Source organism: Bordetella bronchiseptica (assembly GCF_900636925.1).
Taxonomy (GTDB): domain Bacteria; phylum Pseudomonadota; class Gammaproteobacteria; order Burkholderiales; family Burkholderiaceae_B; genus Bordetella; species Bordetella pertussis.
In genome coordinates this window covers 3765048-3791097 of record NZ_LR134326.1, presented here as the reverse complement: position 1 = coordinate 3791097, position 26050 = coordinate 3765048, and the positions used below count along the sequence as shown (strand labels likewise).

General features: G+C 70.3%; 30 protein-coding genes. 13 read left to right on the top strand and 17 right to left on the bottom strand.

The genetic code is table 11. The features are described from left to right. Nucleotides 1-3 precede the first annotated feature (3 nt). Both bufB and EL288_RS17715 read right to left on the bottom strand, forming a co-directional pair. Nucleotides 4-873, bottom strand: a complete 870-nt coding sequence (gene bufB, locus EL288_RS17720) for an MNIO family bufferin maturase (protein WP_003809237.1) — start codon at nucleotides 871-873, stop codon at nucleotides 4-6. Nucleotides 874-884: 11 nt separating this feature from the next. Beyond that, a complete protein-coding gene (locus tag EL288_RS17715; protein ID WP_033446557.1) occupies nucleotides 885-1181 on the bottom strand; it encodes a BufA1 family periplasmic bufferin-type metallophore in 297 nt (98 codons plus the stop codon). A 311-nt stretch (nucleotides 1182-1492) separates the two neighbouring features. Between EL288_RS17715 and EL288_RS17710 the strand changes: the two genes are divergently transcribed. The 3 genes from EL288_RS17710 to EL288_RS17700 all read left to right on the top strand — a co-directional run bounded on the left by EL288_RS17710 (nucleotide 1493) and on the right by EL288_RS17700 (nucleotide 5773). Next, nucleotides 1493-1930: a DUF2946 domain-containing protein gene (locus EL288_RS17710; protein ID WP_010926122.1), complete on the top strand. Its 438-nt coding sequence runs from the start codon at nucleotides 1493-1495 to the stop codon at nucleotides 1928-1930. A gap of 163 nt (nucleotides 1931-2093) precedes the next feature. Then, on the top strand, nucleotides 2094-4292 hold the full coding sequence (locus EL288_RS17705; RefSeq protein ID WP_033459356.1) for a TonB-dependent receptor: 2199 nt from the start codon (nucleotides 2094-2096) through the stop codon (nucleotides 4290-4292). A gap of 11 nt (nucleotides 4293-4303) precedes the next feature. Continuing rightward, on the top strand, nucleotides 4304-5773 hold the full coding sequence (locus EL288_RS17700; protein ID WP_010927843.1) for a PepSY domain-containing protein: 1470 nt from the start codon (nucleotides 4304-4306) through the stop codon (nucleotides 5771-5773). A gap of 2 nt (nucleotides 5774-5775) precedes the next feature. Here the strand turns inward: EL288_RS17700 and chrA are convergent, their stop codons facing one another. Continuing rightward, on the bottom strand, nucleotides 5776-7005 hold the full coding sequence (gene chrA, locus EL288_RS17695) for a chromate efflux transporter (RefSeq protein WP_172607927.1): 1230 nt from the start codon (nucleotides 7003-7005) through the stop codon (nucleotides 5776-5778). 214 nt (nucleotides 7006-7219) lie between these two features. On the opposite strand from chrA, the gene EL288_RS17690 reads away from it, so the two are divergent. Both EL288_RS17690 and EL288_RS17685 read left to right on the top strand, forming a co-directional pair. Then, nucleotides 7220-7894 (top strand): peptidoglycan DD-metalloendopeptidase family protein, encoded by a 675-nt coding sequence (locus EL288_RS17690; RefSeq protein ID WP_003809246.1) that lies wholly within the window; start codon nucleotides 7220-7222, stop codon nucleotides 7892-7894. Nucleotides 7895-8015: 121 nt separating this feature from the next. Then, the gene (locus EL288_RS17685) at nucleotides 8016-8429 is read left to right on the top strand and encodes a VOC family protein (RefSeq protein WP_003809248.1); all 414 of its coding nucleotides are present in this window, start codon (nucleotides 8016-8018) and stop codon (nucleotides 8427-8429) included. Nucleotides 8430-8436: 7 nt separating this feature from the next. Here EL288_RS17685 and EL288_RS17680 read toward each other — a convergent pair whose 3' ends face one another. Next, nucleotides 8437-8889: a CopD family protein gene (locus EL288_RS17680; RefSeq protein ID WP_003809250.1), complete on the bottom strand. Its 453-nt coding sequence runs from the start codon at nucleotides 8887-8889 to the stop codon at nucleotides 8437-8439. A 130-nt stretch (nucleotides 8890-9019) separates the two neighbouring features. Between EL288_RS17680 and EL288_RS17675 the strand changes: the two genes are divergently transcribed. The 4 genes from EL288_RS17675 (at nucleotide 9020) to EL288_RS17660 (ending at nucleotide 11388) form a co-directional block, all read left to right on the top strand. Continuing rightward, complete coding sequence (locus EL288_RS17675) at nucleotides 9020-9502, top strand: YajQ family cyclic di-GMP-binding protein (RefSeq protein WP_003809252.1); 483 nt, start codon at nucleotides 9020-9022, stop codon at nucleotides 9500-9502. Between the two features lie 139 nt (nucleotides 9503-9641). Continuing rightward, the gene (locus EL288_RS17670; RefSeq protein ID WP_003809253.1) at nucleotides 9642-10010 is read left to right on the top strand and encodes a COG4315 family predicted lipoprotein; all 369 of its coding nucleotides are present in this window, start codon (nucleotides 9642-9644) and stop codon (nucleotides 10008-10010) included. A 50-nt stretch (nucleotides 10011-10060) separates the two neighbouring features. Then, nucleotides 10061-10588 carry an RNA polymerase sigma factor gene (locus EL288_RS17665; protein ID WP_003809255.1) on the top strand — a complete coding sequence of 176 codons (528 nt, stop codon included), beginning with the start codon at nucleotides 10061-10063 and terminating at the stop codon, nucleotides 10586-10588. Beyond that, complete coding sequence (locus EL288_RS17660; RefSeq protein ID WP_003809257.1) at nucleotides 10585-11388, top strand: anti-sigma factor family protein; 804 nt, start codon at nucleotides 10585-10587, stop codon at nucleotides 11386-11388. Before EL288_RS17665 ends, EL288_RS17660 begins: the two co-directional genes overlap by 4 nt. Nucleotides 11389-11409: 21 nt before the next feature. Here EL288_RS17660 and hutG read toward each other — a convergent pair whose 3' ends face one another. The 7 genes from hutG to cyoA form a co-directional block, all read right to left on the bottom strand. Further along, entirely contained in the window at nucleotides 11410-12201 is a 792-nt protein-coding gene (gene hutG / locus EL288_RS17655; RefSeq protein WP_003809259.1) for an N-formylglutamate deformylase, read from the bottom strand. Nucleotides 12202-12232: 31 nt separating this feature from the next. Next, nucleotides 12233-12937 carry an SDR family oxidoreductase gene (locus tag EL288_RS17650; protein ID WP_003809261.1) on the bottom strand — a complete coding sequence of 235 codons (705 nt, stop codon included), beginning with the start codon at nucleotides 12935-12937 and terminating at the stop codon, nucleotides 12233-12235. Nucleotides 12938-13011: 74 nt separating this feature from the next. Further along, the gene (locus tag EL288_RS17645) at nucleotides 13012-13812 is read right to left on the bottom strand and encodes an SURF1 family protein (protein WP_003809264.1); all 801 of its coding nucleotides are present in this window, start codon (nucleotides 13810-13812) and stop codon (nucleotides 13012-13014) included. After that, nucleotides 13809-14216 carry a cytochrome o ubiquinol oxidase subunit IV gene (cyoD, locus tag EL288_RS17640; RefSeq protein WP_003809276.1) on the bottom strand — a complete coding sequence of 136 codons (408 nt, stop codon included), beginning with the start codon at nucleotides 14214-14216 and terminating at the stop codon, nucleotides 13809-13811. The genes EL288_RS17645 and cyoD overlap by 4 nt, the downstream gene beginning before the upstream one ends. Beyond that, nucleotides 14213-14851, bottom strand: a complete 639-nt coding sequence (gene cyoC / locus EL288_RS17635) for a cytochrome o ubiquinol oxidase subunit III (RefSeq protein ID WP_010926126.1) — start codon at nucleotides 14849-14851, stop codon at nucleotides 14213-14215. The genes cyoD and cyoC overlap by 4 nt, the downstream gene beginning before the upstream one ends. Beyond that, nucleotides 14844-16844 (bottom strand): cytochrome o ubiquinol oxidase subunit I, encoded by a 2001-nt coding sequence (gene cyoB / locus EL288_RS17630; RefSeq protein WP_033448805.1) that lies wholly within the window; start codon nucleotides 16842-16844, stop codon nucleotides 14844-14846. The genes cyoC and cyoB overlap by 8 nt, the downstream gene beginning before the upstream one ends. 57 nt (nucleotides 16845-16901) lie before the next feature. Further along, entirely contained in the window at nucleotides 16902-17867 is a 966-nt protein-coding gene (gene cyoA, locus EL288_RS17625; RefSeq protein ID WP_003809287.1) for a ubiquinol oxidase subunit II, read from the bottom strand. Between the two features lie 236 nt (nucleotides 17868-18103). Between cyoA and EL288_RS17620 the strand changes: the two genes are divergently transcribed. Then, nucleotides 18104-19435 carry an MFS transporter gene (locus EL288_RS17620; protein WP_003809289.1) on the top strand — a complete coding sequence of 444 codons (1332 nt, stop codon included), beginning with the start codon at nucleotides 18104-18106 and terminating at the stop codon, nucleotides 19433-19435. Between the two features lie 107 nt (nucleotides 19436-19542). Then, a complete protein-coding gene (locus tag EL288_RS17615) occupies nucleotides 19543-19944 on the top strand; it encodes a hypothetical protein (protein ID WP_003809291.1) in 402 nt (133 codons plus the stop codon). Between the two features lie 12 nt (nucleotides 19945-19956). Here the strand turns inward: EL288_RS17615 and EL288_RS17610 are convergent, their stop codons facing one another. The 3 genes from EL288_RS17610 to EL288_RS17600 form a co-directional block, all read right to left on the bottom strand. Beyond that, nucleotides 19957-20943 (bottom strand): threonine/serine dehydratase, encoded by a 987-nt coding sequence (locus tag EL288_RS17610; RefSeq protein ID WP_003809293.1) that lies wholly within the window; start codon nucleotides 20941-20943, stop codon nucleotides 19957-19959. A 130-nt stretch (nucleotides 20944-21073) separates the two neighbouring features. Next, complete coding sequence (locus tag EL288_RS17605; RefSeq protein ID WP_003809296.1) at nucleotides 21074-21877, bottom strand: EamA family transporter; 804 nt, start codon at nucleotides 21875-21877, stop codon at nucleotides 21074-21076. A 111-nt stretch (nucleotides 21878-21988) separates the two neighbouring features. Continuing rightward, nucleotides 21989-22414, bottom strand: coding sequence for a universal stress protein (locus tag EL288_RS17600; protein WP_003809299.1), 426 nt, complete (start codon nucleotides 22412-22414; stop codon nucleotides 21989-21991). A 178-nt stretch (nucleotides 22415-22592) separates the two neighbouring features. Between EL288_RS17600 and EL288_RS17595 the strand changes: the two genes are divergently transcribed. Next, nucleotides 22593-23165: a chromate transporter gene (locus tag EL288_RS17595; RefSeq protein WP_003809301.1), complete on the top strand. Its 573-nt coding sequence runs from the start codon at nucleotides 22593-22595 to the stop codon at nucleotides 23163-23165. Then, nucleotides 23162-23683, top strand: coding sequence for a chromate transporter (locus EL288_RS17590; RefSeq protein ID WP_003809303.1), 522 nt, complete (start codon nucleotides 23162-23164; stop codon nucleotides 23681-23683). The genes EL288_RS17595 and EL288_RS17590 overlap by 4 nt, the downstream gene beginning before the upstream one ends. Before the next feature lie 20 nt (nucleotides 23684-23703). On the opposite strand, the gene EL288_RS17585 is transcribed toward EL288_RS17590, so the two are convergent. The 3 genes from EL288_RS17585 to fdhD all read right to left on the bottom strand — a co-directional run bounded on the left by EL288_RS17585 (nucleotide 23704) and on the right by fdhD (nucleotide 26049). After that, nucleotides 23704-24822, bottom strand: a complete 1119-nt coding sequence (locus tag EL288_RS17585; RefSeq protein ID WP_003809304.1) for a methyltransferase — start codon at nucleotides 24820-24822, stop codon at nucleotides 23704-23706. Nucleotides 24823-24958: 136 nt separating this feature from the next. Then, nucleotides 24959-25207: a formate dehydrogenase subunit delta gene (locus EL288_RS17580; RefSeq protein ID WP_003809306.1), complete on the bottom strand. Its 249-nt coding sequence runs from the start codon at nucleotides 25205-25207 to the stop codon at nucleotides 24959-24961. 11 nt (nucleotides 25208-25218) lie between these two features. Further along, nucleotides 25219-26049, bottom strand: a complete 831-nt coding sequence (gene fdhD, locus EL288_RS17575) for a formate dehydrogenase accessory sulfurtransferase FdhD (protein WP_003809308.1) — start codon at nucleotides 26047-26049, stop codon at nucleotides 25219-25221. Between the last annotated feature and the right edge of the window lies 1 nt (nucleotide 26050).

Below are 26050 nucleotides of genomic sequence, written 5' to 3'. Positions count from 1 at the left end.
GGATCAGGCCGCCAGGGCCAGGCCGCGCGCCAGGCAGGCGGCGACGCGGCCGGTTTCGGCCAGCAGTGCGGCCAGCGGCGGAATGTTGCCGTCGCGCTCGAGCAGCGTGGCCACCGGTCCGGTCAGGGCCAGGGTGTATTCGTACAGATCCCAGACCGCTTCGTCCACGGGGGCGTCATGGCTGTCTATCAGCACGGCGCGGCCATGGGCGTCGCGCTGCCGGGCGTGGCCGGCGAGATGGATCTCGCCCACCGCCGCCAGCGGCAGGCGCGCCAGGTAGGCGCGCGCGTCGAAGCCGTGGTTGACCGCGCTGACGTACACGTTGTTGACGTCCAGCAGCAGTCCGCAGCCGGTGCGCGCGACCAGTTCGCACAGGAACTGCGCCTCGTCGATGTGCGAGGCCTCGAAGCGCACGTAGGTGGCGGGGTTCTCGAGCAGGATGGGCTGGCCCAGGCATTGCTGGAATTGGTCGATGTGGGCGCAGACGCGCCGCAACGCCGCATCGTCGTACACGATGGGCAGCAGGTCGTTGAAATAGCGGCCATCGTGGCGCGACCAAGCCAGGTGTTCGGAGATGCTGTCGGGCGCATAGCGGCGCTGCAGCTGGCGGTGTCCCGCCAGCAGGCGCGCATCGAGCGGATCGTGGCCGCCCAGCGACAGCCCGACCCCGTGCACCGAGATGGCGTAGCGCTCGCGCAGCCACGCCAGCTGCGCGTGCGCGGGCCCGCCGGGCACCATGTAGTTTTCGGCGTGGATCTCGAAGAACCCGAGGTCGGGCGGCTGTTCGACCAGCGTGGCATAGTGCTCGGGCTTGAAGCCCAGGCCTGCCCGGGCGGGCAGGCCTGGCGCCGGACGGGACGCGCGCGCGGGCATGGCCGGGATGTTCAAGACCCGGTCTTGACTTCCTTGAACGCCTCCAGCTGGCCGAAGCCGGTGGGGGAGGTGGGTGACTTGGTTTGTTCGCACGTGCCTTTCGGAACCTGCTTCCAGGCATTGCCTTGGTAGTCGACCTTCGAGGTGCCCGCGCAAGTGGTGCCGGCGCCGGCCTTGCAATCGTTCTTGCCCTTGAGCGCCACGCCGTAGCATTTCTCCATGTCGGTGGCGTGGGCGGCCGGGGCGGCCGCCAGGACGGCGGCGCTGCTCAGGGCCAGCGTGAGCATGGCGGTGGTGGATGTCTTCATGAATGAGCTCCGTAAAGTGAAGAACACAGCAAGCATGGTGGCGCGCCGGGACGGCGCGCACGCGCAGTGTGCGCGGAGCGCATCGGCTCGTCGCGCGAGCCGGTGTTTTTCTTACAGCCTGCTGCCGGGCGCGTCAGTCACGGGCAAGCCGGCGGATCGCCGGCCTCGTCGTCCCCGGGGTATCGCTGCGCCATGCGGCGCAATGCCGCGCAATGCCGCCAACTGGCGGCGGAAGGCGCGGCGGGCAACATGACGAGATTGTCAGAAGATTGTGCGCGAGCGTGGGAAACCGCTGTTTATAATCTCGGACCATGATTCAGACCGGCTCGCGCTCTCGTCGCCTGCTCGCCAGGCCGCTCGCATGGATCGCCTTGCTGGCGATCCTGTGGGCCGCCTGCGCGCCGCTGCTGATGCAGATGGCGCCGCAACGGCATGCGCCGCTGGCGCTGTCGGTCGACTATTGCACCGAGCAGGGGACGGCGACCGTGCAGCTGCCGCTGCTGCTGGCCGACGCGGGCCAGGCCGATGAGCACGATGGCCATGGCGCGCATCACGATGGCCTGGGCCACCTGGAACATTGCCCGTTCTGCCGCCATGCGCAGGGCGACCTGGCCCTGCTGCCGGTGATGCCGCGCGTGCAGCCCTTGCCGGCGCGCGCGATTTCCTATCCTCCCCTCTATTACGTTGCCCGGGCGTCGCAGCACGCCTGGACCGGCGCGCAGCCGCGCGCCCCGCCCGCCGCCGCCTGAGCGCGGCAGCCTTTTCGCGGCTTGCGCCGCGCTCACACGCTCCGAGACCAGCGCCCACGGCCAGCCGTGCCCGTCCGCCTTGCGGCCGGGCCGGCGGCGCGCCGCGCGCTGCCCGTCATCGACATGCCCGCCGGCTGCCGGCGCGGCGCCACAACGTGTGATCATGAAACAGACTTCCCTTTACTACGCCGCCCTGGGCCTGGCCGGGCTGGCGCTTGCCGCGCCCGCGCGCGCGCAGGAACAACAGGTTCCCGCCCAACTCGAGACGGTGGTCGTGCATGGCGCGCCCGAGGCCAACGGTCCGCTGGATCTCGACGCGGTCGACAGCACCGGCAGCCGCCTGGGCCTGACCCTGCGCGAGACGCCCGCCTCGGTGACCGTCATCAACCGCGAGCAGATCGAGGCGCGCGGCGCGCTCGACACGCAGGAAATCGCCCGCGGCATCGTCGGCGTGGACAATGCCTCGCCGCCCGGCTCGGCCGGCTCGGTGAGCTACCGCGGTTTCTCGGGCTCGCAGGTCAGCCAGTTGTTCAACGGCATTTCGGTGCAGTACGACGTGATCGCCGCGCGTCCGATCGACAGCTGGATCTACGACCGCGTCGAAGCCATCGGCGGGCCGTCCAGCTTCCTGTTCGGCGCGGGCGCGGTGGGCGGCGCCATCAACTACGTGACCAAGGTGGCGCAGCGCGACACGTTCTACGATGGCCAGCTGCGCCTGGGTTCGTACGGCGCGCGCCAGGCATCGGTGGGCCTGAACCGGCAATTGGCCGGCGAGCCGGGCGGGCGCGGCCAGTACCTGCGCATCGACGCCAACGCCAACGCGAGCGACGGCTGGGTCGACGGCAACCGCTCGCACGCCGAGCAGGTGGCGGCCTCGCTGCTGTCGGACCTGGGCGAACGCGTGACCCATACGCTGGCGCTGGAGTACCAGCACGAGACGGTGCACCGGCCGTATTGGGGCACGCCGCTGACCACCGACGGCGATGGCGTGGTGCGCGGCGAAGGGCACATCCGTGGCGGGACGCGCTTCAAGAACTACAACGTCGACGATGGCCAGTACGAGCAATCGGTGTGGTGGCTGCGTTCGCTGACCGAGTGGCAGGCCAGCGACCGCCTGAGTTTCCGCAATACGCTGTACTACTACCGCGCCGACCGCGATTTCCAGAACCTCGAGACCTATCGCTACAACCTGGGCAACAGCCAGGTGCTGCGCTCCGGTGCGCTGCTGCAGCGCCACGAGCAGCGCCTGCTGGGCAACCGCATCGAAGCCCTGTACCACAGCAGCCTGGGCGGCCTGCGCAGCGACTGGTCGTTCGGCGCCGACTACAGCGTCAACCGCCAGACGCGCTACCCCACCAGCGTGGCCGGGCAAGTCGACAGCGTGGACCCGTACGAGTTCGACCCGGGCGAGTTCTACGACATTCCGGGCATGCGGCGCGGCCACGTGCCGGACCGCGACAACAAGGTGCGCACGCTGGCCTTCATGCTGGAAAACCGCACCGAAGTGGGCGGCGGGGTCGCGCTGGTGACGGCCCTGCGGCACGACATCATCGACCTGGACCTGACCAACCGGCGCGCGGCCAGCGCGGCTTCGCCCGGGCATGCCTCGCGCCGCTACAACCCGACCACGGGGCGCGTCGCCGTCAACTGGGAGGTCAGTCCAGGCGCGACCTTGTACGCGCAATACGCTACCGCCGCCGATCCGCCGTCCGGCGTGCTGTCGACCGCGACCTTCGCCGATGTGCTGAACAACGACAAGCTGACCACCGGCACCCAGGTCGAGGCCGGCGGCAAGTTCGCGTTCTGGGACGGCCGCGGCACGGCGACCGTGGCGGTCTACGAGATCAAGCGCAAGAACCTCGCCACGCCCGATCCCCTCAACCCCGGCAGCAGCCTGCCGGTGGGCAGCCAGTCTGCCCGCGGGCTGGAGCTGGCCGGCGGATTGCAGTTGACGCGCGCCTTGTCGCTGCAGGCCAATCTGGCGCTGGTCGACCCCCGCTATGACGATTTCTCGCAGAACGTCGGCGGGGTGGCGGTCTCGCGCAACGGCAAGGTGCCGGTCAACACGCCGCGCCGGCTGGCCAATGTGTGGCTGGACTACGCCTTCGCGCCCGACTGGCGCGCCAGCCTGGCGGCGCGCCACGTGGGCAAGACCTATGCCGACGCGGCCAATACGGTGTGGGCGCCGGCCTATACCGTGTTCGACGCGGCGCTGTCGCATCGCATCGACCGCCATTTCAGCGTGACGGCGCGGGTGCGCAACCTGACCGACAAGGTCTATGCCGCCAGCGTGACCGGCGCGCCCATGTATTACCTGGGCGCGCCGCGCAGCGTCGAACTCGCGCTGCAGGCGCGCTTCTGAGGGAGCAGGCGATGACGACCCTGGTCTTGCGCGCCAAGCGCTGGCTGTATTTGCTGCATCGCTGGATGGGCGTGGGCCTGTGCCTGCTGTTCGTGCTCTGGTTCGCCTCCGGCGTGGTGATGATGTATGTCGGCTATCCCAAGCTGACGCCGGCCGAGCGCCTGGCGCACCTGCCCTGGCTCGATGCCGCGCAGGTGCGGCTGGGCCCGGCGCAGGCCTTGCGCGCCGCGGGCCTGGAGCAGGCCGCCGAGATCCGCCTGGCCGCCAGCCGGGCCGGACAGCCGTTCTACGCGGTCGTGCCGCTGGCGGGCGGCCGGACGCTGCGGGTGGACGCGGCCAGCGGGCAACTGGCGGGACGCGCCACGCCGGCGCAGGCGCGCGCCAGCGCGCTGGCCTACTTCGGCGCTCGCCATGCGGCCCGCGAGGACGGCCTGGTGGACGAGGACGCCCACACCCACACGCGCACGCTGGACGCGCATCGCCCGCTCTATGTATTCGAGATGGACGATCCCGCCCGTACCCGCCTGTACGTGTCCTCATCGACCGGCGAGGTGGTGCGCGATGCGCCGCGCCTGGAGCGCGGCTGGAACTACGTGGGCGCCTGGCTGCACTGGCTGTATCCGCTGCGCGGCGCGTATTGGCACGACATCGTGGTCTGGCTGTCGGTGCTGGGCGTGGCGCTGACCGTCAGCGGCACGGTGGTGGGCCTGTGGCGCTGGCGTTTCGCGCGGCCCTATGCCAGCGGCAGCCGTTCGCCGTACCGCGAGCGCTTCATGCGCTGGCATCACATCGCCGGGCTGCTGTTCGCCGCGACCACGCTGACCTGGATATTCAGCGGCCTGATGTCGATGAATCCGTGGCAGGTCTTCGGCACGCGCGCCACGCAGCTGGACCGCGCGGCGTATCGCGGCGGACCGCTGCAGGCCGGCAACCTGCCGGCGGGGCCAGCCGTGGCCATGCCGGCGCGCGAACTGGTGTGGACCCGCGTGGCCGGCCAGACGCTGCTGCAGGTATATGGCGCGGCGGGCGCGGCGGCGCTGCGCACGGCCGACGGCGCGGCGCCGCGCACGCTGGCGCCGGCCACCCTGGGCGCGGCGCTCGGGCGGCTGCTGCCGGGCGCCGCGCCGCCGCGCATCGAGGTGCTCGACGGCTACGACAGTTACTACTACGCGCGCGCGCCGCACACGATGCTGGGCCACGTGGAAAAGCCGCTGCCGGTATGGCGCGTCGTCTACGACGATCCGCGCGGCACCTGGCTGCACGTCGATCCGCGCAACGGCGAGATCCTGGGCAGCCTGGACCGGCCGCGCCGCGTCAGCCGCTGGCTGTTCGCCTTCCTGCACAGCTGGGATTGGCCGCCGCTGCTGCAGCGCCGCCCCGCCTGGGACGCGGTGCTGATCGTCCTGAGCCTGGGCGGGCTGTTGCTGAGCGGCGCGGGCGTGGTGATCGGCTGGCGGCGCGTGGGCCGCAAGCTGCGCTGACTTCAGCCGGCCAGCGCGCTGGCGGCGGCGCACAGCGCGACGATGGCCAGCGGCGGTAGCCGGCCCCAGGCCAGCAGGCCGAAGGCGCCGGCGGCGATGGCGAAATCGGGCCGGCTAGCCACCGCGCCGGTCCAGACCGGATCGTAGAGGGCCGCCAGCAGGATGCCGACCACGCCGGCGTTGACGCCGGCCAGCGCGGCGCGCACCGCCGGCCGGCCGCGCAGGACGTTCCAGAACGGCAGCGCGCCCACGAGCAAGAGCGCGCCGGGCAGGAAGATCAGTGCCGTGCAGGCCAGTGCGCCAGGCCAGCCGCCCAGCGGAGCGGGCAGCAGCGCGCCCAGGAAGGCGGCAAAGCTGAACAGCGGACCGGGCACGGCCTGGGCGGCGCCATAGCCGGCCAGGAAGGCGGCCTGCGACACCTCGCCGCCGGGCACCACGGCGGCCTGCAGCAGGGGCAGCACGACGTGTCCGCCGCCGAACACCAGCGCGCCGGCGCGGTAGAAGCCATCGGCCAGCTGCCAGGCGGGCGAGCCGCTGGCCGCGGCCCACAAGGGCAGGCCCGCCAGCAGTACGGCAAACAGCAGCAGGGCGCACAGGCCGGTGCGCCGGCCCACGCCGACGGCCAGCGCCGTCCCGGCCGGCGCGGCCAGGGCGGGCAGCAGGCGCCAGCCGGCCAGCCCGCAGGCCAGCATGATGCCGACCTGCATCCAGGCCGCGGGCAGCAGCAGCGCCGCGATCGCCGCGCCCAGGGCCAGCGCCTGGCGCGCGCGGTCGGGGCACAGGCTGCGTCCCATGCTCCAGACAGCCTGCGCCACCACGGCGACGGCGGCCAGTTTCAGCCCATGCAGCGCGCCCGAGGCGGCCAGGCCGTCGAGCTGCCCCAGGCCCAGCGCGAACGCCAGCATGAACAGCGCCGACGGCAGGGTGAAGGCGATCCAGGCGGCCGCCATGCCGGCCCAGCCGGCGCGCGCCAGCCCCAGCGCCATGCCGGTCTGGCTGCTGGCCGGACCGGGCAGGAACTGGCACAGCGCCACCAGCTCGGCGTAGGCGGCGTCGTCGAGCCAGCGGCGTCGCTGCACGAACTCGTGGCGGAAGTAGCCCAGATGGGCGACCGGGCCGCCGAACGAGGTCAGGCCCAGGCGCAGGAAGGCGCCGAAGACCTCGCCCACGCCGCCGGCCTCGGCTTGCGAGGGCGGCGTGCCAGGGGCGGGCGGAGGTGGGGAGGCGGGCATGGGCGCAGTTGTCGGGCGGCGTGAAACCGGTAGGATACGCAAGCCGCGCGGCTTGCGCAGCGCAGCATCGGGCAATTTCTTGGTACCCTTGGGCATCGCGTCCTGCGCGCCGCCCATCGCCGACCCTGTTTTGCTGCCATTTTCAGTGCCCCGAATCGCGTGTTCCCGCCAGCCATCCGAGCCCTTAGCGGCCTGGGGGCGGCCGTGGCGCCCGTTGCGCGCGCTGCTGGCGGCGCTGGCCCTGGCGCTGCTGGCCGCGTGCGGATCGACCTCGGGCGGCAGCGGCGGCGCCTTCTACCGCGTGCAAAGCGGCGACACGCTGCACAGCATCGCGCGCAAGCATGGCCAGAGCGTCGGCGACCTGGTGCGCTGGAACAAGCTGGCCAACGCCAACCGCATCGAGAAGGGGCAGTTGCTGCGCGTCAAGCCGCCGGGCACGGGCGGCAGCGCCAGCCCGCCGCCGCGCGCGGCCAGCGGCAAGAGCGACGGCCAGGCGCCCGCCAAGCCGGCCGCGCCGATACGCGGCATTACGCTGATATGGCCGGCCGACGGCAAGGTCACGCGCCAATTCAACGGCTCCAGCGTCCTGGGCATCACCATCGCCAACAGCGCCGGCACGTCGGTGGTGGCGGCCGCGGGCGGCACGGTCGCCTACGCCAGCAATGGCTTGCGCGGCTACGGCAACCTGGTCATCGTGCGCCACGACGGCAGCTTCCTGACCATCTACGCGCACAACCGCAAACTGCTGGTCAAGCAGGGCCAGCGCGTGTCGCAAGGCCAGCGGATCGCCGAGATGGGCGACACCGACAGCAGCCAGGTCAACCTGTATTTCGAATTGCGCCGCGACGGCAAGGCCGTCAACCCCGCCGGCGCCTTGCCCCGCCGCTGACATAAACCGTCATCTGGGTGCAATCCCGGGGGTGCCGGGCGCGCCTTGTCGTCGTAAGCTGTACCGGGTGCCGCCATGCAGCCCGCGCGGCGCATGCCTTCATGTCCGACCAAGGAAAACCATGGCGACCGAAATCTATGTCAATCTGCCGGTCGCGGATCTGCCGCGCTCGGTCGCGTTCTTCAAGCAACTGGGCTATGCGTTCAATCCGCAGTTCACCGACGAGAACGCCACCTGCATGATCGTGGACGACAACATCTACGTGATGTTGCTGGTCGAGTCGTTTTTCCAGACCTTCACGCCCAAGGCCGTGTGCGACGCGCACACGCAGACGGAAGTGCTGCTGTGCCTGTCGATGGACAGCCGGGCCGAGGTCGACCGCATGGTGCGGCGCGCCGTGGCGGCCGGCGGCAAGACCTACAACGAGGCCAAGGACCACGGGTTCATGTACCAGCACGGTTTCCAGGACCTCGACGGCCATATCTGGGAACTGGTCTACATGGACCCGACCGCCGCGCCGCCGCCGGGCGATTGAGGCGGCCTCAGGCCAGCATCAGCGCGGCCAGGATCACCACGGCCAGCGCCAGGTTGACGGCCACCCAGCCCCGTATCGGCGCCATGGCGGCGCCGCCGGCCGGCCAGTCCTGCGCCGCCACGGCGCGGGCCAGCCGGCGAAACAGCACGTAGCGCACGTGGACGAAGACCAGCGCCATGAGCAGGCCCAGGCCGGCCATGACGTGCCAGCCGACGGGCGGACGCGCCAGGCCGGCGCCCATCGCCTGGGCCATCATGTAGGCGCCGGTGGCCAGGACGATCAGCACCGCATACTGGGTGGCGCGCAGGAACCGGCCCAGCACGTCGTGCATCAGCCGCAGGCGCGCCGGCGGCTCCAGCGCCGCCACGGCGGGCCGCAGAAAACAGTGCGCGAACGCCATGCCGCCCACCCAGAGGATGATGGACAGCAGGTGCAGGAATTTCAGGCTGGCATAGAGCATTACGGGTTCCTTGTCGTGAGGCGGGGGAAGCGGGCTGCGAGGGTTTCATGCCACAATGCCGGGCATTGGCGCCGGCCGCCCGTGGCCGTGCCGCCGATCATGTATCCGTCTTTTTTACAGGACCCGCGCCATGCCCAGCTTCGATGTTGTTTCCGAGGTCGACAAACACGAATTGACCAACGCCGTCGACCAGGCCAACCGCGAACTGTCCACCCGTTTCGATTTCAAGGGCACCAATGCCAGCTTCGAACTGGAGGGCTACGTGGTTACCCAGGTCGCGCCCAGTGCGTTCCAGCTCAAGCAGATGCTGGATATCCTGCGCGGCCGTTTGTCTGCACGCAGTATAGACGTGCGTTGCATGGACGTGGCCGATCCGCTCGAGAACCTGGGCGGCGCCCGGCAGAAGGTCACCATCAAGCAGGGCATCGAGCAGGCCATCGCCAAGAAGCTGATCGCGGCCATCAAGGCCAGCAAGGTCAAGGTCGAGAGCCAGATCAACGGCGAGAAGCTGCGCATCACCGGCAAGAAGCGCGACGACCTGCAGGCTGTCATCGCGCTGCTGCGCAAGACCGATGTCGACCTGCCGCTGCAATTCGAGAATTTCCGCGACTGAGCCCCCGGGGTGCCTGTCCCGGCGGGGACAGGCACCCTCGCTCCCCCCGCAGTGACAAGCACCCGCCGGCCGGCGGGAATAATCAGCCATGCGTTATCGTCTGTAGTGGTGATGTACCCACCTCACCAGGAGATTCGCCATGAGCATCCGCCATACCGCAGCACTGTTGCTGGTTTCCTCCCTCTACGCCGGAGCCGCCCTGGCCCAGGCGCCCGCCATGGAAAAGGGCGGGATGCTGGTCGACGCCAAGGGCATGACGCTGTATACGTTCGACAAGGACGCCGGCGGCAAGAGCGTCTGCAATGACCAATGCGCCAAGAACTGGCCGCCCCTGATGGCCGCCGGCGATGCCAAGGCCCAGGGCGACTGGAGCATCGTCAAGCGCGACGATGGGTCCAGCCAGTGGGCGCACAAGGGCAAGCCGGTGTATCTGTTCGCCGCCGACGCCAAGCCGGGCGACAAGACGGGCGACAACAAGAACAACGTCTGGCACGTGATCAAGCCGTGAGACTGCGCGCACCGGGCGCGGCAGCCGGGCCGCGGCGCGGCTGACGGCGCATGCGCCCCGAAGACGAGGCCCTGATCGTGGCCTGCATCCCCAGCCTGCGCCGCTACGCGCGCGGGCTGACGGGCGAGCGCGACCGGGCCGATGACCTGGTCCAGGACACGCTGGAGCGTGCCTGGAGCCGGTTTTCGCGCTGGCAGCGGCGCGGGGAGTTGCGCGCCTGGATGTTCGGCATCATGCACAATCAATTCATCGACGGCTTGCGGGCGCAAAAGCGCCAGGCCGATTACGGGGCCGAGACCGAGATCCCGGAGCTGCCCGTGCGCGCGACCCAGGCCGACCGGCTCGAAGTGCGCGACCTGGACCGGCACCTGCAACGGCTGCCGGCGGACCTGCGCGCGGTGCTGCTGCTGGTCGCCGTCGAGGAGTTCACCTACCGCGAAGCCGCGCAGGTGCTGGAGGTGCCGATAGGCACCGTCATGTCCCGCCTGTCGCGCGCGCGCGAGCGCCTGGCCGCGCTGCTGCAGGCCCAGGCCGAGGCGCCGGCCGCCAGCACCGTCCAGCGGATCAGAGCCACATGAGCGAGCACCCGTTCCACGTTCTCGATGTTCCCGGCGCGCCGATCGGCGAGGCCGACCTGCATGCGTATGCGGATGGCCAGCTGGGCGATGCGCGCCGGGCGGAGGTCGCGGCTTTCCTGGCGGCCCACCCCGAGGCGCATGCGCGGGTCGAGGGCTGGCGGCGCCAGAATGCCGGCCTGCGCGCCTTGCTGGACCCGGTGCTGGAAGAGCCCTTGCCCTTGCGCCTGCCGCTGGCGCCGCCGCCGGCGCGCTATCGCTGGGGGATGCTGGCGGCCGGGCTGGCGATCGCCGTGACCAGCGCCAGCGCCGCCTGGCTGGTGCGCGGCGAACTCGATGCGCGCCAGGCCGTGGCGCAACGCCAGGCGGCGGCCGAAGGCATGGTGTTCGCGCGCCGCGCCGCGGTCGCGCACGCGGTCTATGCCGCCGACGTGCGCCGGCCGGTCGAGATGGGCGCCGAGCAGGAGCAGGCCCTGGTCACCTGGCTGACGCGCCGCCTGGGCGCGGCTGTGCACGCGCCCAACCTGGCGGCGGCCGGCTACCACCTGATGGGCGGGCGCCTGCTGCCGGGCGGGCAGGGGCCGGTGGCGCAATTCATGTACGGCGGGCCCGGCGGCCAGCGCCTGACCCTGTACGTGACCCGCGAAGCGCAGGGCGACCAGACCGCTTTCCGCTTTACGCAGGACGGCCCGGTGCGGGTGTTCTACTGGGTCGAGGGCAAGTTCGGCTATGCCCTGTCGGGCGAGCTGGAGCGCGACGCGCTGCTGAAGGTGGCGCAGGAGGTCTATCGCGAGCTGGGCTAGAGGCGGCGCGCGCCGCCGCCCTCAGGCGCGCCAGGCCAGCAGCGCCGCGACCAGCGTTTCCAGCACCTGGCGCAGCGGCTCGGCGCGTTCCGGTTGCCAATGGAAGGGCGCTTGCTCGGTCATGTAGGCCGACAGGGACATTTCCAGCTGCAGGGCGTGATAGCCCTCGGCCGGCCGCCCGTAGTGGCGGGTGATCCAGCCGCCCTTGAAGCGTCCGTTGACCGCCGTGGTGAAGCCGTCCGCCTGCAAGGCCTGGGCGGCCGCCTGCTGCAGGCCGGGCGGGCAGCTGGCGCCGTCGGCGGTGCCCAGGTTGAGGTCGGGCAGCTTGCCGTCGAAAAAACGCGCGCAGTGCGAAATGATGGAGTGTCCGTCCAGCAGCACGGCATAGCCATGGCGCGCCTGCACGCGCGCCAGTTCGGCGGCCAGCTGGGCGTGGTAGGGGTCGAAGTACTGGCGACGGCGCGCCGCCACGTCGAGCAGCGGATGGCCGGCGGCCTCGTCCCGCCAGACCGGGCCGCCGTCAAAGCGCGTGGTGGGACACAGCTCGGTGTTGGAGGCGCCCGGATACAGCACGCCGCCGTCGGGGTCGCGGTTCAGGTCGATGACGTAGCGCGAGTGGGTGGCCGCCATCAGCGTGACGCCGCGTGCGCGCACGAAATCGTACAGGCGGTCGACGTGCCAGTCGGTGTCGGGCACGCCCAGCGCCTCGGCCTGCATCAGCGGGCGCAGTTCGGCCGGCACCCAGGTGCCGACGTGGGGGATGTTGACGACCAGCGGCGCGTCGCCGCGGGTCAGGGTGTAGAGCGTGCTCATGGCCGGATCGGATTGAAAAGGGCGGCTGCGCTCAGACCGAGCGCGTGATGCCGCCGTCGATGCGGATGTTCTGGCCGGTGATGTAGCTGGATTGCGACGAGGCCAGGAAGGCGATCAGGTCGGCCACCTCTTCGGCGCGGCCGTAGCGGCCCATGGGAATGCGCGCGCGGCGGTCTTCCTTCTCGGGCAGGCTGTCGATGAAGCCGGGCAGCACGTTGTTCATGCGCACGTTGTCGGCGGCGTACTGGTCGGCGTACAGCTTGGTGAAGGCGGCCAGTCCGGCGCGCAGCACGCCCGAGGTCGGGAACGCCGCTTCGGGTTCGAAGGTGGCGTAGGTGGAAATATTGACGATGCTGCCGCCGCCCTGCTCGCGCATGACGGGCGTGACCAGCCGGGCGATGCGCACCACGTTCAGCAGGTAGTAGTCCATGCCCGCGTGCCAGCCGGCGTCGTCGATCTCCAGCAGCGCGCCCTTGGGCCCGTGCCCGGCGCTGTTGACGACCGCGTCGATGCGGCCCCAGCGCTGCAGGGTGGCGTCTACCAGCGCCTGCAGGTCGGCCGGCTCGAGGTTGGAGCCGGTCATGCCCAGTCCGCCCAGCTCGGCGGCCAGCGCCTCGCCCTTGCCCGACGCTGAAAGAATGGCGACACGAAAGCCGTCGGCGGCAAGCCGGCGCGCGGCCGCGGCGCCCATGCCGCTGCCGCCGGCCGTGACGATGGCTGTTTTTTCCGTACTCATGGGCGTCTCCTGGAGGTGTCCGAGCAGGCTATTTGAGCAGGCGCGGCGCCCGGGCGCAAACGCGGGCGGCGCGTTCAGCCGCGCCGGCGCGCGCGCAGCTCGTGGCGCGCGACGATGGCCGCGCCCGCGAGCACCATGGCGGCCAGGCCGAACCAGGTGATGGCATAGCCCAGGTGGTTGTTGGGGAAGCTGAGCACCGTCAGCCCTCCCACCGGCGCCTGCGCGGGGTTGCGCGGCGCGCCGGCGGCGGCATCGGCGTCGATGAAGTAGGGCGCCACTTCGCCCAGGCCGCGCCGCGCGGCGATGGCGGGCAGGTCGCGCGAGTACCAGAGCTCCGCGGCGGGCTTGTTCTCGCGCAGGAATCCGCCGGCCGGCTCGCCCATGCGCAGCAAGCCTTCGACCCGCGCCGGCGCGTCCGGCCGCGCGGCGTCGCCGGCCGACTGCTGGCGGCGCCATTCGGGCAGCACGAAGCCGCGGTTGACCAGCACCGTGCCGCCGCCGTCCAGGCGCAGCGGCGTCATGACCCAATAGCCGCTGCCCAGTTCGGTGGCCGCCTGCACCAGGGTCTGGCCGGCGTAATGCCAGGTGCCGCTGGCGGCGACGCGCCGGTATTCGGCATTGGCGTTGCTCAGGCCGGGCCAGTCGGCCGGCGCCGGGGCGGGCGTGGCCGGCGCGTGCGCGCGCGTCTCGACCTGCGCGATGAGGTTGCGCTTCCAGGCCAGGCGGTGTATTTGCCAGACGCCCAGCGCGCAGGCGCCGGCGAACAGCGCGGCCGCCAGCGCGGCCAGGATGATCAGGGTCGCTGCGCCGCGCGGTCGGCGCGTCGGGGCGGGTTCGCGGCCGCCGGCCGCGTTTTGCTGCGCGGGATGTGTCAAGGCATGTTCCGTACGTCATGCACGGACATGGGCATCATGTTGCTATTGAGGTGATACATGATCCAGATCGAGCCACTGAGCGTAATCACGACCAGCACCAGCGTGAAGATCAGCGCCAGCATGTTCCAGCCGCTTTCCGACTTGGCGTCCATGTGCAAGAAATAAACCAGGTGCACGACGATCTGCACCACTGCGAACGCCAGTATAACCAGTGCGGTGGTGCGCGAGCTGGCGAATACGCCGTCCATGACCAGCCAGAACGGGATCGCCGTGAGGATCGCGGCCAGCACGAAACCGGTCAGGTAGCTCGCCAGCGTGCCGTGCGGGCCGTCGTCGTCCTCGTGGTGATGGCCGGCGCCATGCGGGGGCGGCAGATCGGCCGCGTGCTCGGTGCGCTCGCTCATGGCAGGACTCCCATCAGGTAGACGAAGGTGAACACGCCGACCCAGATGAGGTCCAGGAAGTGCCAGAACATCGACAGGCACATCAGGCGGCGCCGGTTCTCGGGGATCAGGCCGTGGCGGGAGACCTGCACCATCAGCGTCACCAGCCAGACGATGCCGAAGGTGACGTGCAGGCCGTGCGTGCCGACCAGGGTGAAGAAGGCCGACAGGAAGGCGCTGCGCTGCGGGCCGGCGCCCTGGTGGATCAGGTGGGCGAACTCGTACAGCTCCAGGCCCAGGAAGCCGGCGCCCAGCAGCCCGGTGACCGCCAGCCAGGCCTGCGTGGCGCCGATGCGCTGGCGGCGCATCTCCAGCATGGCGAAGCCGTAGGTGATGGACGACAGCAGCAGCAGCGAGGTATTGACCGCCACCAGCGGCAGGTCGAACAGTTCCGCGCCGGTGGGTCCGCCGTCGTAGTTGCGGCCCACCACGCCATAGGTGGCGAACAGGCACGCGAACACCAGGCAGTCGCTCATCAGGTAGACCCAGAAGCCCAGCAGGGTGCCGTTCTTCGGGTGATGCTCGCCGGGGACGTAGAACAGGCGTTCCGGATCCGGGGCGGACGGGGGCAGGGTGGTGGCGGTGGGCTCAGACATGTCGGGACAGGAGCGCGGTGCGGGCGGCTTCGCAGCGGACGACTTCCTCGGCCGGTACGTAGTGGTCCCGCTGGTAGTTGAAGGTATGGGCGATGGTCACGCCGATCAGCGCGGCGAACGCCAGCACGACCAGCGGCCACATGTGCCAGATCAGGGCGAAGCCCAGCACGCCGCTGAGCCCGGCCAGCACGATGCCGGCCCAGGTGTTGCTGGGCATGTGGATGGGCACGAAGCCCTGCTGCGGGCGGGCGTAGCCGCATTGCTTCATCTGCCACCAGGCGTCCAGGTCGTGCACGCGCGGCGTGAACGCGAAGTTGTAGGCCGGCGGCGGCGACGAGGTGGACCACTCCAGCGTGCGGCCGTCCCATGGGTCGCCGGTGTCGTCGCGCAGCGCCTCGCGGCGGCGATAGCTGACCACCAGCTGGATCAGGAAGCTGGCGATGCCCAGGGCGATCAGCAGCGCGCCCAGCGCCGCGGCCTGGAACCAGATCTGCAGCGAGGCGTCCTCGAAATGGTTGACCCGGCGCGTCACGCCCATCAGCCCCAGCACGTACAGCGGCATGAAGGCCAGGTAGAAGCCCACCAGCCAGAACCAGAACGAGCACTTGCCCCAGAACGGGTCGAGCCGGTAGCCGAACGCCTTGGGAAACCAGTAGGTGATGCCGGCCATCAGGCCGAACAGCACGCCGCCGATGATGACGTTGTGAAAGTGCGCGATCAGGAACAGGCTGTTGTGCAGCGCGAAGTCGGCCGGCGGCACCGCCAGCAGCACGCCGGTCATGCCGCCGATGACGAAGGTCACCATGAAGCCCAGGGTCCACAGCATGGGCACTTCGAAGTGGATGCGGCCGCGGTACATGGTGAACAGCCAGTTGAAGATCTTGGCGCCGGTCGGGATCGAAATGATCATCGTGGTGATCCCGAAGAACGAGTTGACGCTCGCGCCCGAGCCCATGGTGAAGAAATGGTGCAGCCAGACCAGGTAGGACAGCACGGTGATGACCACCGTGGCGTACACCATCGAGGCGTAGCCGAACAGGCGCTTGCGGCAGTACGTGGCCACCACCTCGGAGAAGATGCCGAATGCCGGCAGGATCAGGATGTACACCTCGGGGTGGCCCCAGATCCACACCAGGTTCACGTACATCATGGCGTTGCCGCCGCCGTCCGCGGTGAAGAAGTTGGTGCCGACGTAGCGGTCCATCGACAACAGCGCCAGCACCGCCGTCAGCACCGGGAACGCCGCCACGATCAGGATGTTGGTGCACAGCGCCGTCCAGGTGAACACCGGCATGCGCATCAGCGTCATGCCCGGCGCGCGCATCTTGACGATGGTCACCAGCAGGTTGACGCCTGAAAGCAAGGTGCCCACCCCGGCGATCTGCAAGGCCCAGATGTAGTAGTCGACCCCCACGTCCGGACTGTGCAGGATGCCCGATAGCGGGGGATAGGCCAGCCAGCCGGTGCGGGCGAATTCGCCCACGAACAGCGACATCATCACCAGCACCGCGCCGGTGGCGGTCATCCAGAAACTGAAATTGTTGAGAAACGGAAAGGCCACGTCGCGCGCGCCGATCTGCAGCGGCACGATGTAGTTCATCAGGCCGGTCACCAGCGGCATGGCGACGAAGAAGATCATGATCACGCCGTGCGCGGTGAAGATCTGGTCGTAGTGGTGCGGCGGCAGGTAGCCCAGGTTGTCGCCGAAGGCGATGGCCTGCTGCAGCCGCATCATGATGGCGTCGGCGAAGCCGCGCAGCAGCATCACGATGCCCAGCACCACGTACATGATGCCGATCTTCTTGTGGTCGATGCTGGTGAACCATTCGCGCCACAGGTAGCCCCAGGCGCGCATGTAGGTGATGGCGCCCAGCAGCGCGATGCCACCGAGGGCCACGACGATGAACGTCACCAGCAGGATGGGCTCGTGATACGGAATGGCTTCCCAGCTCAGGCGGCCGAGGAGCAGCGTTTGGTCCGGTTGATCAGTCATGTCGATTTCCGCGTGAGCCATGAATGAAAGCCCGCGCGCACGCCGGCGGCGTGCGCGCTACAGCACCAGGTCCTGCTCGCCGCGGCAGATCTGCCCGGCCAGTTGCGTCGCCAGCGCCTTGGCGGGAGACGGCTTGCCGTGGTCCATGCAGGCGCGGCCCGGCTCGACGCAGCGCCCGACGATGCGCTGGAACAGGTCGGGCGCCACGCTGGCGTAATGGCGCACCGGCTCGCGCTCGCTGGGCTGCGCCAGCGCCTGGTAGGCGCTGGCATCGAGCGCGCCGCCGGCCTGCCTGACCCGCGCGATCCACTGGTCGAAGCCGGCCTGGTCCAGGCCATGGAAACGAAAGCGCATGCCGGAGAAGCCGCCGCCGCTGTAGTTGGCGGACAGGCCCTCGTATTCGCCGGGGTGGTTGATGACCGCGTGCAGCGTGGTCTGCATGCCCGGCATGGCGTAGATCTGGCCGGCCAGCGCCGGCACGAAGAACGAGTTCATCACCGACGAGGAGGTGATCTGGAACTGGATGGGGCGGTCCACCGGGGCCGCCATTTCATTGACGGTGGCGATGCCCTGCTCGGGATAGACGAACAGCCATTTCCAGTCCAGCGCCGCCACCTGCACCACCAGCGGCTTGGTGCCCGGCGGCACGTCGCGGCCGTCGGCGATGCGTGCCAGCGGGCGGTACGGGTCGAGCTGGTGGGTGCTGACCCAGGTCAGCGCGCCCAGGGCGATGATGATCAGCAGCGGCGCCGACCAGATCAGCAGCTCCAGCACGGTCGAGTGGTTCCAGTCCGGCTCGTAGCGCGCCTCGGTGTTGCCGGCCCGGTAGCGCCAGGCGAACAGCAGGGTCAGGGCGATCACCGGCACGATGATCAGCAGCATCAGGCCGGTCGAGATGATGATGAGATTGCGTTGTTGCAGCGCTATGTCGCCCGACGGCGAAAGCAGCACCGCATTGCACCCTGCAAGCAGGGGCAGCACGCCCAGCATGGTCAATCCGCGGAGTCTTTGGAATAACGGCATAGCCCTACCCCGAAACGTAACCGTGGGAAATGAATCTGAACGCTACGCTGGAAGACGCGAAAAATCTAGGGTAAAAAGAGTAAAAGTGTGCGGTGGCGGTGTTTTTTCGCCCAGGCGGCGCGATCCATGGCGCGGCCCGACGCGGCGTTGCCCGGCTTCGCATGCAGTGAATTGCACGAACGCAGAAAGGCGAATTCAGACCTTCGAATTCAACCTCCGGACCAGCGAGCAATCACATGTCGACCACCACGCAGCATCCCGGCTATGCCCCTGCAACGCCCCATCCGGGCTCCTCGGGCGGCGCCAGCCACTCGCACGTGGCGCCTGGCGAGATCGCGGTCGGCGTCGTCATCGGCCGGGCCTCCGAATACTTCGATTTCTTCGTCTTCGGCATCGCCTGCGTGCTGGTGTTTCCCAGCGTGTTCTTTCCGTTCGAGAGCGAACTCGACGGCATGCTGTGGGCGTTCGTGATTTTCTCGTTCGCCTTCATCGCGCGCCCGTTCGGCACCGCGCTGTCGATGGCGGTGCAGCGGCGCTGGGGGCGCGGCGCCAAGCTGACCGCGGCCCTGTTCCTGCTGGGCACGGCGACCTGCGGCATGGCGTTCCTGCCCGGCTACGACGCCATCGGCATGTACGCGATCCTGCTGCTCAGCCTGTTCCGCTGCCTGCAGGGCCTGGCGCTGGGCGGTTCGTGGGATGGCCTGCCTTCGCTGCTGGCGTTGAACGCGCCGGCGGGGCGGCGCGGCTGGTACGCCATGCTGGGCCAGCTGGGCGCGCCCATCGGCTTCATGATCGCCAGCGCCCTGTTCCTGTTCCTCATCTCGACGCTGGCCCGCGACGACTTCCTCGACTGGGGATGGCGCTATCCCTTCTTCGTCGCCTTCGCCATCAACGTGGTCGCGCTGTTCGCGCGCCTGCGGCTGGTCGTGACCGAGGAATACACCCAGTTGATGGAAGAGGGCGAACTCGAGCCGATCCGCACCACGGAGATGTTGCGCGAGCAAGGCTACAACATGCTGATTGGCGCGTTCGCGGCGCTGGCCAGCTATGCGCTGTTCCACCTGGTGACGGTGTTCCCGCTGTCGTGGATCGCGGCCGGCGCCAGCCAGATGAGCGGCGACGTGCTGGTGGTGCAGATCGCCGGCGCGGCGCTGGCCATCGTGTGCACCCTGGCCTCGGGCTGGCTGGCCGACCGCATCGGCCGGCGCACCACGCTGGGCCTGATGGCGCTGCTGATCGGCGTGTTCGCGCTGTTCACGCCCTGGCTGCTGGGCGGCGGGCCGCTGGCGCAGGATGCCTTCATCCTGATCGGCTTCGCGCTGCTCGGGTTGTCGTACGGGCAGGCCTCGGGCACGGTGACGGCCAACTTCATCCGCCGTTTCCGCTATACCGGCGCCGCGCTCACGGCCGACATGGCCTGGCTGCTGGGCGCGGCGTTCGCGCCGCTGGTGGCGCTGGGGCTGTCGGCGCGCTTCGGCCTGGTGGCCGTCAGCGTCTACCTGCTGTCGGGCGTGGCCTGCACGCTGCTGGCGCTGCGCGTCAACCGCCTGCTGGAAACGCGCGACTAGCGGCGGGCCCGGGCCTCAGGGTAAACCAGCACGCCGGGGCCGCCGGCGCGATCGCCGGTAGAATCCTGCGCATGGGGCGGTTTGCGCCCCGGTTCCGACGCGCTCCTATGAATGCCCCGCCCATCCTCCGCCAACCCTGTCCGCCAGGCGCCTGCGTGTGCGAACGCGAACGCCTGCAGGCCGATCCGCAGGGCGACCTGCGCATCCTCAAGCTGACCCGCGAGGAGGAAAAGCGGCTGACGTCCCGGCTCGAGAACCTCGCCAGCCTGGACGATCTGCGCGCCATGCAAGGGCGCATGTATGCCCTGCTGGGGCTGGTGGTGCGCATCGTGCCCAGCGCGCGCGGCGTGCGCACCGTGCGCGGCATCGCCATCGAGCTGGACGCCCAGCCGGGCCTGTGCCGCAAGACCCGCGCGGCCATTCCGGCGGCCATCCGGCGCGGCTTCGAGCGCAATCCCGAAATCGTCTACGCCCTGCTCAACGAGCGCGACCTGCTCTCGGGCGCCTGAGGCCTTGCCGGCTCAGTCCGCGCCCAGGTGGCGCGCGAAGGTGGCCGGATCGGTGTTGGTGCCGCACAGCAGCACGCCCACGCGCCGGCCGGCCAGGTCGTTGCGCAAGGGCCCGGCCAGCGCGGCGGTGGCGGCCGCGCAGGCCGGCTCGGTGGCCAGCTTGAGCTGGTCGAACAGCAGCCGCATGGCGGCGCGCAGCGCGTGGTCGTCCACCTTGACCAGCCGGTCGACGTGGCGCCGGCACAGGTCGTAGGTGTACTGCTCGGTGTGCGGCGCCATCAGGCTGTCGGCGATGCTGTGCATCGGGCCCATCCTGATCGGGCCGCCGGCCGCGAAGCTGCGGTGCATGGCGTCGGCGCCTTCGGGTTCGACGCCGATGACCTGGCATTGCGGTGCGGCCAGCTTGATCGCGGTGGCCACGCCCGAGATCAGCCCGCCGCCGCCGACGGGCACGATGACCGCATCGAGCTCGCCGGCCTGCTGCAGCCATTCGTGGCCCAGCGTGGCGGTGCCCAGCACCGTGCGGTAGCCATTGAACGGATGCACGAAGTAGCGGCCTTCCTCGTTCTCGATGCGGCGCACCGTCTCGAAGGCCTGCGGGCCGTCGTCGGCCAGGACGACCTCGGCGCCGTACTGGCGGCACAGCGCCACGCGCGCCGGGCTGGCGGTCTTGATCATGACTACCTTGGCCGACAGGCCCAGCCGCATGGCCGCGTAGGCGACGGCCACGGCATGGTTGCCGGCCGAGACGCAGGTCGCGCCGGCCTGGCGTTGCGCGTCGTCCAGCGCCAGCAGGTGGGAGAAGGCGCCGCGCGCCTTGAAGGTGCCGCTGGCCTGCAGCAGTTCGAACTTGAAGCACACCGCGATGCCGGCCACCGGCTCGAAATCGGTTTTCTCCAGGATCGGCGTGGCGCGCACCCAGCGCTGCAGCTGGGCGTGCAGGTAGGCGATGGCGGAACTGTCGGGTACGGCGGAGGTGTCGGAGGTCACGTCGAGCATCCTTGCGGCCGCCGCTGGCGCGGGGCAGCCAGGCGAGGGGCAATGGTGTGGCGCCACCGAACATGGTAACCGCGATGCGCGCCGGCGGCATGCCGGCCACGCAGGGGCGGGGAGCGGAACCCGCGCCGCCTCAGCCGCGCCGCCGGCCGGTGACGGTGATGCCGGCCGAGGCCGCGACGATGGCGGCCACCGCCAGCCATTGGGTGGCGTTGAGCGTCTCGCCGAGGAAGAGCAGGCCGGACAGGGCGCCGAATACCGGCTCCAGGCTGAGCAGGGTGCCGAACGTGCGCGCCGGCAGGCGCGTGAGCACCTGCATTTCCAGCGCATAGGGCAGTGCGCTGGAAAGAATGGCCACGGCCAGGCCCAGCGGAATGATGGCCGGCGAGAACAGCGCCGCGCCGGCGTGCGCCAGTCCGAAAGGCAGCACCGCGGCCGCGGCGACGGTGGCCGCCAGCGCCACCGTGCGGGTGCCGTGGCGCAGGCCGGCGCGCTGGCCGAACACGATGTACAGCGCCCAGCAGGCGCCGGCCGCCAGCGCGCAGGCCACGCCGGTCGGGTCCAGCGGCCCGGCGGCCGCGCCATGGGGGATCAGCAGCAACAGGCCGCCGGCGGCCAGGCCGATCCAGGCAAAGTCGTGCCAGCGCCGCGAGGCCAGCACGGCCACCGCCAGCGGTCCGGTGAACTCCAGCGCCACGGCGATGCCCAGCGGAATGGTGCGCAGCGACAGGTAGAACAGCAGGTTCATGCCGCCCAGCGCCAGGCCGTACAGGACCACCACGCGCCAGCCGGCCGCGTCCAGGCGCAGCCGCCAGGGCCGCAGCAGCGGCAGCAGGATCAGCGCGGAAAAACCCAGGCGCAGGGCGGCCGTGCCCTGGGCCCCCACCGCCGGAAACAGCGTCTTGGCCAGCGAGGCGCCGCCTTGCAGCGACGCCATGGCGACCAGGAGCAGAACAATGGGAAGCAGGGCGGACCCGGCGCGCGGGGTGGGGCGATTCATGGCTGCGGCGGTGAAAAAGGCCGCGCCATTCTACGGCAAGCGCGGCGGCTACTTGACCAGCGTGACCGGCGTCTCGGCCAGGTGCAGCACCTTGGTCGCGACCGACCCCAGCATGACCGACGAGATCGAGCCCAGCCCGCGCGAGCCCATGACGATTTCGTCCACATCCAGGCGCTTGGCCAGGTCGACCAGGGTTTCGGCCACCTGCCCCAGTTCGCTGTGCGTTTCGTAGGGAACGCCGGCCGCCTCCAGCAGCTTCTGCGCGCCGGCCAGGGCGAACTCGCTTTCCTCGCGGTAATAGGCGTCGATCTCGGTCTGCGACAGACCCATGTGCACGCCTTGCGGATACAGCGGCACCTGCGCCGTGGCCAGGTGCACGCGCTCAAGCGACGGATACAGCTGTGCGTTCAACACGGCGCGTACCGCCGCCAGGGCGTGTTCCGAGCCATCGACGGGAACCAGGACTTGCTTCATGCGTGCCTCCTGAATGTGCGGGTTGTCCGGTACTGCCATGGATACTGTAGCCCACCCGGCGCGGCAGGCGTCTGCGCGGGATCAAACGATTTGCGTATCGCGTCGGCCGGGAGTAGGCTTTCGGGCCGCTGGCCATCTTCGCTCCCGGTCCGGCGCCGCGGCGCCGGACGCTTCATCCATGACTGCCGTGCCGACCGACTCCGACGCATCCTTCCTCGCTACGCCGCCTTCGTGCGGCGCCTTGTTCAACGGCTTCTTCTGGCTCGGGGTGACCGCCTTCGGCGGCGCGCTGCCGCTGGCGCGCAGCATGATGGTCGAGCGCCGCCGCTGGCTCTCGCCCGACGAGTTCACCGATCTGCTGGGCCTGTGCCAGTTCCTGCCGGGCGGCAACATCATCAATATGTCGGTGGCGGTGGGCATGAAATTCCGCGGCCCGCGCGGCGCCATCGCCGCCCTGCTGGGCCTGATCCTGGCGCCGTCCATCATCGTGATACTGCTGGGCATGGTGTACCAGCGCTACGAGCAGGACCCGCGCGTCGAGCACCTGTTCACGGGCCTGGCGGCGGCCGCCGCCGGCCTGCTGGTGTCGATGGCGCTCAAGATCGCCCGGCCGCTGCGCGGCAAGTGGGCCGGCATCGCCGTCGCCGCGGCCTGTTTCGTGGCGATCGCCCTGTTGCGCCTGCCGCTGTTGCCCACCATGCTGGTGCTTACGCCGCTGAGCATCGCGCTGACCTGGAGGCTGCGTCGATGACCGACATCCTGCTTTCCCTGGCGGGGATCTTTGCGCAGCTGTCGCTGCTGGCGTTCGGCGGCGGCAATACCATCCTGCCGGAAATGCAGCGCCAGGTGGTCGACGTGCATCACTGGATGACGGCGGCCGACTTCAGCGCGCTGTTCGCCCTGGGCCAGGCCGCGCCCGGCCCCAACCTGATGGTGGTGACGCTGGTGGGCTGGCACGTGGCGGGCTGGCAAGGAGTGCTGGTGACCACGCTGGCCAAGTTCGGCCCGTCGTCGGTGGTCACCGTGGTGGCGCTGGGGCTTTGGGAGCGCTTCAAGGACCAGCCCTGGCGCGGCGTGGTCCAGGCCGGCATTTTTCCCATGACCGTGGGCCTGATGGCCGCCAGCGCCGCGCTCATTTCGCACGCCTCGGTGCATGGCTGGCTGACTGCCGCCATCGTGGCCGGGGTGGCGGCCGTGGCCACGCTGACGCGCGTGCATCCGCTGTGGCTGCTGGCCGCGGGGGCGCTGGTCGGGTTCGTGGCGCTCTGAGCGGCGCCGGGGCAGGCGGCCTAACGGGCCGCCAGGCGCCACAGCGAGGTGACTTCGGCCGCGCGCGCCGCGTGCAGCGGGTCGGCGGGGTCGCTGGCGCGCGGATGGACCGGACGGGTATCGACGCGTCCCGCGACCCGCAATCCCGCCTGTTCGACCTGCGCCAGCAACCAGTCCCGGCTGCGCAGGCCCAGGTGCTCGGCCAGGTCGGACAGGATCAGCCAGCCCTCGCCGCCCGGGTTCAGATGGGCCGCCAGCCCGGCCAGAAAGCCCGTCAGCATGCGGCTGTCCGGGTCGTAGATGGCATATTCCACCGGCGCCGACGGCCGCGCGGGCAGCCAGGGCGGATTGCACACCACCAGGTCGGCGCGTCCGGGCGGAAACAGATCCGCCTGGAGCAGCCGCACACGTCCGCCCAGGCCCAGCCGCTGCAGGTTGTCGGCGGCGCAGGCCAGGGCGCGCGGATCCAGGTCGGTGGCCGTCACGTCCAGGCCGCGCCGCGCCAGCACGGCGGCCAGCACGCCCGTGCCGGTGCCGATATCGAACGCCGTGGCGCCGTCGGGCAGCGGCGTGTTCGCCACCAGGTCGACATATTCGCCGCGCACGGGGGAAAACACGCCGTAGCGGGGGTGGATGCGCGCACCCAGCGCCGCGATGGGCACGCCTTTCTGCTGCCATTGCGCCGCGCCGATCAGGCCCAGCAGCTCGCGCAGCGACACCAGATAGGGTTCGGCGGCCGGGCCGTAGGCCTCCAGGCAGGCCTGCCCGACGTCGGGCGCGCGCCGCAGGGCCACGTGGTGGCCGGGCTCGACCGGCAGCAGCAGCATCCCCAGCGTGCGGGCGCGCTGGCCCTGCCGCATGCGATGCTGGTTGAACGCCTCCAGGGCGCTGGCGGCGGGCTTGGCGGGCCGCTTGTCGAAGCGCCGGCCCATGGCCTGCAGTAGCTGGCGCGCATTGTGGAAGTCGCCGCGCCACAGGATGGCCGTTCCTTCGCAGGCCAGGCGCCAGGCGGCGTCGGCCTTCAGCGTGTCGTCGGCCGCCACGATGCGGCGCGGCGCCGGCGCGCCGCTTTCCGAGCGCCACAGGGCGTGACGGGTAGCGCCGTTCTCGGCCCATTGCACGGTGGGGAGGTCATTCATGGGTGAAACGGCGGCAGGCGGCCAGTGGCGGAAACCGGCACTGTAGCAGCTTCAAGGCGGTGCCTGTCCCCGTGGGGACAGGCACCGCGGGATCGTGGCAGGCGCCTGTCCCCATGGGGACAGGCACCGCGGGATCTCACGCCTTGGGCGTCAGCCGGGCCCGGGCGTCGCGCACGGCGTGCAGCACGATGCCGTTCAGGCGCGCCTGGCCGTCGTCGCCGTCGGGGTGCTGGGCCACGAAGGCCAGCAGCTGGGTGCGCATGCGCGGTTCCCAGAATTTCTGGATGTGGGTCGCGATATTGGCCTGCGCTTCGGCGCGGTCGGGGTAGGCGTCGAAGAAATCGCCAATGCGATTGGCCATGCGGATCAGGTTGCCGATTTCCATAGCGTATGCGTTCAGGCAGCGATGCGCTGCGGATGGGAATAGATGGTGGCGTCCGTGTTGCGCACGAAGCCCAGCAGGGTGACGTTGGTCTGGCGGGCCAGCCGGATGGCCAGCGCGGTGGGCGCCGAGACGGCCGCCAGGATGGGAATGCCGGCCGAGGCGGTCTTCTGCACCATTTCGAAGCTGGCCCGGCTGGAGACGACCGCCATGCCGGGCAGGGGGGCGATGCCCTGGCGCGCCAGCGCGCCGATCAGCTTGTCCAGCGCGTTGTGGCGGCCCACGTCCTCGCGCGCCAGCACGACTTCGCCGCTGGCGTCGGCCCAGCCGGCGGCATGGGTGGCGCCGGTGGCGTCGTGCAGCGTCTGGCGCGAGCGCAGCGACTGCATGGCCCGCAGCACGTTGTGCACCGGCAGGGCGTCGCTGTCGGCGACCGGCGCCACGTCGCGCACGACTTCGGGCAGGGTTTCCACGCCGCACAGGCCGCAGCCGGTGCGGCCGGCCATGGCGCGGCGGCGCTCCTTCAGCCGCACCTCGCACGAGGTGGCGATTTCCACCTGCACCACGATGCCGTCGCAGCGGGTTTCCAGCTCGACCCCGCGCACATCGGCCATGCCGCCGACGATGCCCTCGGTCAAGGCGAACCCCAGGGCGAAATCGTCCAGGTGGGTCGGCGTCACCAGCATGGTGGCGTGGCTGATGCCGTTGAATTCCAGCGCCACCGGCGTTTCCTCGGCCACGTGGTCGCTTTGCCCGGCCGCCTGCAGCACGCCGCCGCGCACCCGCACCACCTGCGTGGCGAGGTGGTCGGGCCAATCGGCCGAAGAAGTGTGCAGACGGTCCATG

Bases quoted from the DNA above. Each gene is read 5' to 3' on its own strand.
- EL288_RS17700 (WP_010927843.1), top strand. From the start codon at position 4,304: ATGACGACCCTGGTCTTGCGCGCCAAGCGCTGGCTGTATTTGCTGCAT.
- EL288_RS17580 (WP_003809306.1), bottom strand. From the start codon at position 25,207: ATGGAAATCGGCAACCTGATCCGCATGGCCAATCGCATTGGCGATTTC.
- EL288_RS17675 (WP_003809252.1), top strand. From the start codon at position 9,020: ATGCCCAGCTTCGATGTTGTTTCCGAGGTCGACAAACACGAATTGACC.
- EL288_RS17600 (WP_003809299.1), bottom strand. From the start codon at position 22,414: ATGAAGCAAGTCCTGGTTCCCGTCGATGGCTCGGAACACGCCCTGGCG.
- chrA (WP_172607927.1), bottom strand. From the start codon at position 7,005: ATGCCCGCCTCCCCACCTCCGCCCGCCCCTGGCACGCCGCCCTCGCAA.
- EL288_RS17650 (WP_003809261.1), bottom strand. From the start codon at position 12,937: ATGAGTACGGAAAAAACAGCCATCGTCACGGCCGGCGGCAGCGGCATG.
- fdhD (WP_003809308.1), bottom strand. From the start codon at position 26,049: ATGGACCGTCTGCACACTTCTTCGGCCGATTGGCCCGACCACCTCGCC.
- EL288_RS17660 (WP_003809257.1), top strand. From the start codon at position 10,585: ATGAGCGAGCACCCGTTCCACGTTCTCGATGTTCCCGGCGCGCCGATC.
- EL288_RS17615 (WP_003809291.1), top strand. From the start codon at position 19,543: ATGAATGCCCCGCCCATCCTCCGCCAACCCTGTCCGCCAGGCGCCTGC.
- cyoC (WP_010926126.1), bottom strand. From the start codon at position 14,851: ATGTCTGAGCCCACCGCCACCACCCTGCCCCCGTCCGCCCCGGATCCG.
- EL288_RS17710 (WP_010926122.1), top strand. From the start codon at position 1,493: ATGATTCAGACCGGCTCGCGCTCTCGTCGCCTGCTCGCCAGGCCGCTC.
- EL288_RS17610 (WP_003809293.1), bottom strand. From the start codon at position 20,943: ATGCTCGACGTGACCTCCGACACCTCCGCCGTACCCGACAGTTCCGCC.
- cyoA (WP_003809287.1), bottom strand. From the start codon at position 17,867: ATGCCGTTATTCCAAAGACTCCGCGGATTGACCATGCTGGGCGTGCTG.
- EL288_RS17680 (WP_003809250.1), bottom strand. From the start codon at position 8,889: ATGCTCTATGCCAGCCTGAAATTCCTGCACCTGCTGTCCATCATCCTC.
- EL288_RS17665 (WP_003809255.1), top strand. From the start codon at position 10,061: ATGCGCCCCGAAGACGAGGCCCTGATCGTGGCCTGCATCCCCAGCCTG.
- bufB (WP_003809237.1), bottom strand. From the start codon at position 873: ATGCCCGCGCGCGCGTCCCGTCCGGCGCCAGGCCTGCCCGCCCGGGCA.
- EL288_RS17590 (WP_003809303.1), top strand. From the start codon at position 23,162: ATGACCGACATCCTGCTTTCCCTGGCGGGGATCTTTGCGCAGCTGTCG.
- EL288_RS17670 (WP_003809253.1), top strand. From the start codon at position 9,642: ATGAGCATCCGCCATACCGCAGCACTGTTGCTGGTTTCCTCCCTCTAC.
- EL288_RS17585 (WP_003809304.1), bottom strand. From the start codon at position 24,822: ATGAATGACCTCCCCACCGTGCAATGGGCCGAGAACGGCGCTACCCGT.
- EL288_RS17705 (WP_033459356.1), top strand. From the start codon at position 2,094: ATGAAACAGACTTCCCTTTACTACGCCGCCCTGGGCCTGGCCGGGCTG.
- EL288_RS17605 (WP_003809296.1), bottom strand. From the start codon at position 21,877: ATGGCGTCGCTGCAAGGCGGCGCCTCGCTGGCCAAGACGCTGTTTCCG.
- hutG (WP_003809259.1), bottom strand. From the start codon at position 12,201: ATGAGCACGCTCTACACCCTGACCCGCGGCGACGCGCCGCTGGTCGTC.
- EL288_RS17595 (WP_003809301.1), top strand. From the start codon at position 22,593: ATGACTGCCGTGCCGACCGACTCCGACGCATCCTTCCTCGCTACGCCG.
- EL288_RS17685 (WP_003809248.1), top strand. From the start codon at position 8,016: ATGGCGACCGAAATCTATGTCAATCTGCCGGTCGCGGATCTGCCGCGC.
- EL288_RS17620 (WP_003809289.1), top strand. From the start codon at position 18,104: ATGTCGACCACCACGCAGCATCCCGGCTATGCCCCTGCAACGCCCCAT.
- cyoD (WP_003809276.1), bottom strand. From the start codon at position 14,216: ATGAGCGAGCGCACCGAGCACGCGGCCGATCTGCCGCCCCCGCATGGC.
- cyoB (WP_033448805.1), bottom strand. From the start codon at position 16,844: ATGACTGATCAACCGGACCAAACGCTGCTCCTCGGCCGCCTGAGCTGG.
- EL288_RS17715 (WP_033446557.1), bottom strand. From the start codon at position 1,181: ATGAAGACATCCACCACCGCCATGCTCACGCTGGCCCTGAGCAGCGCC.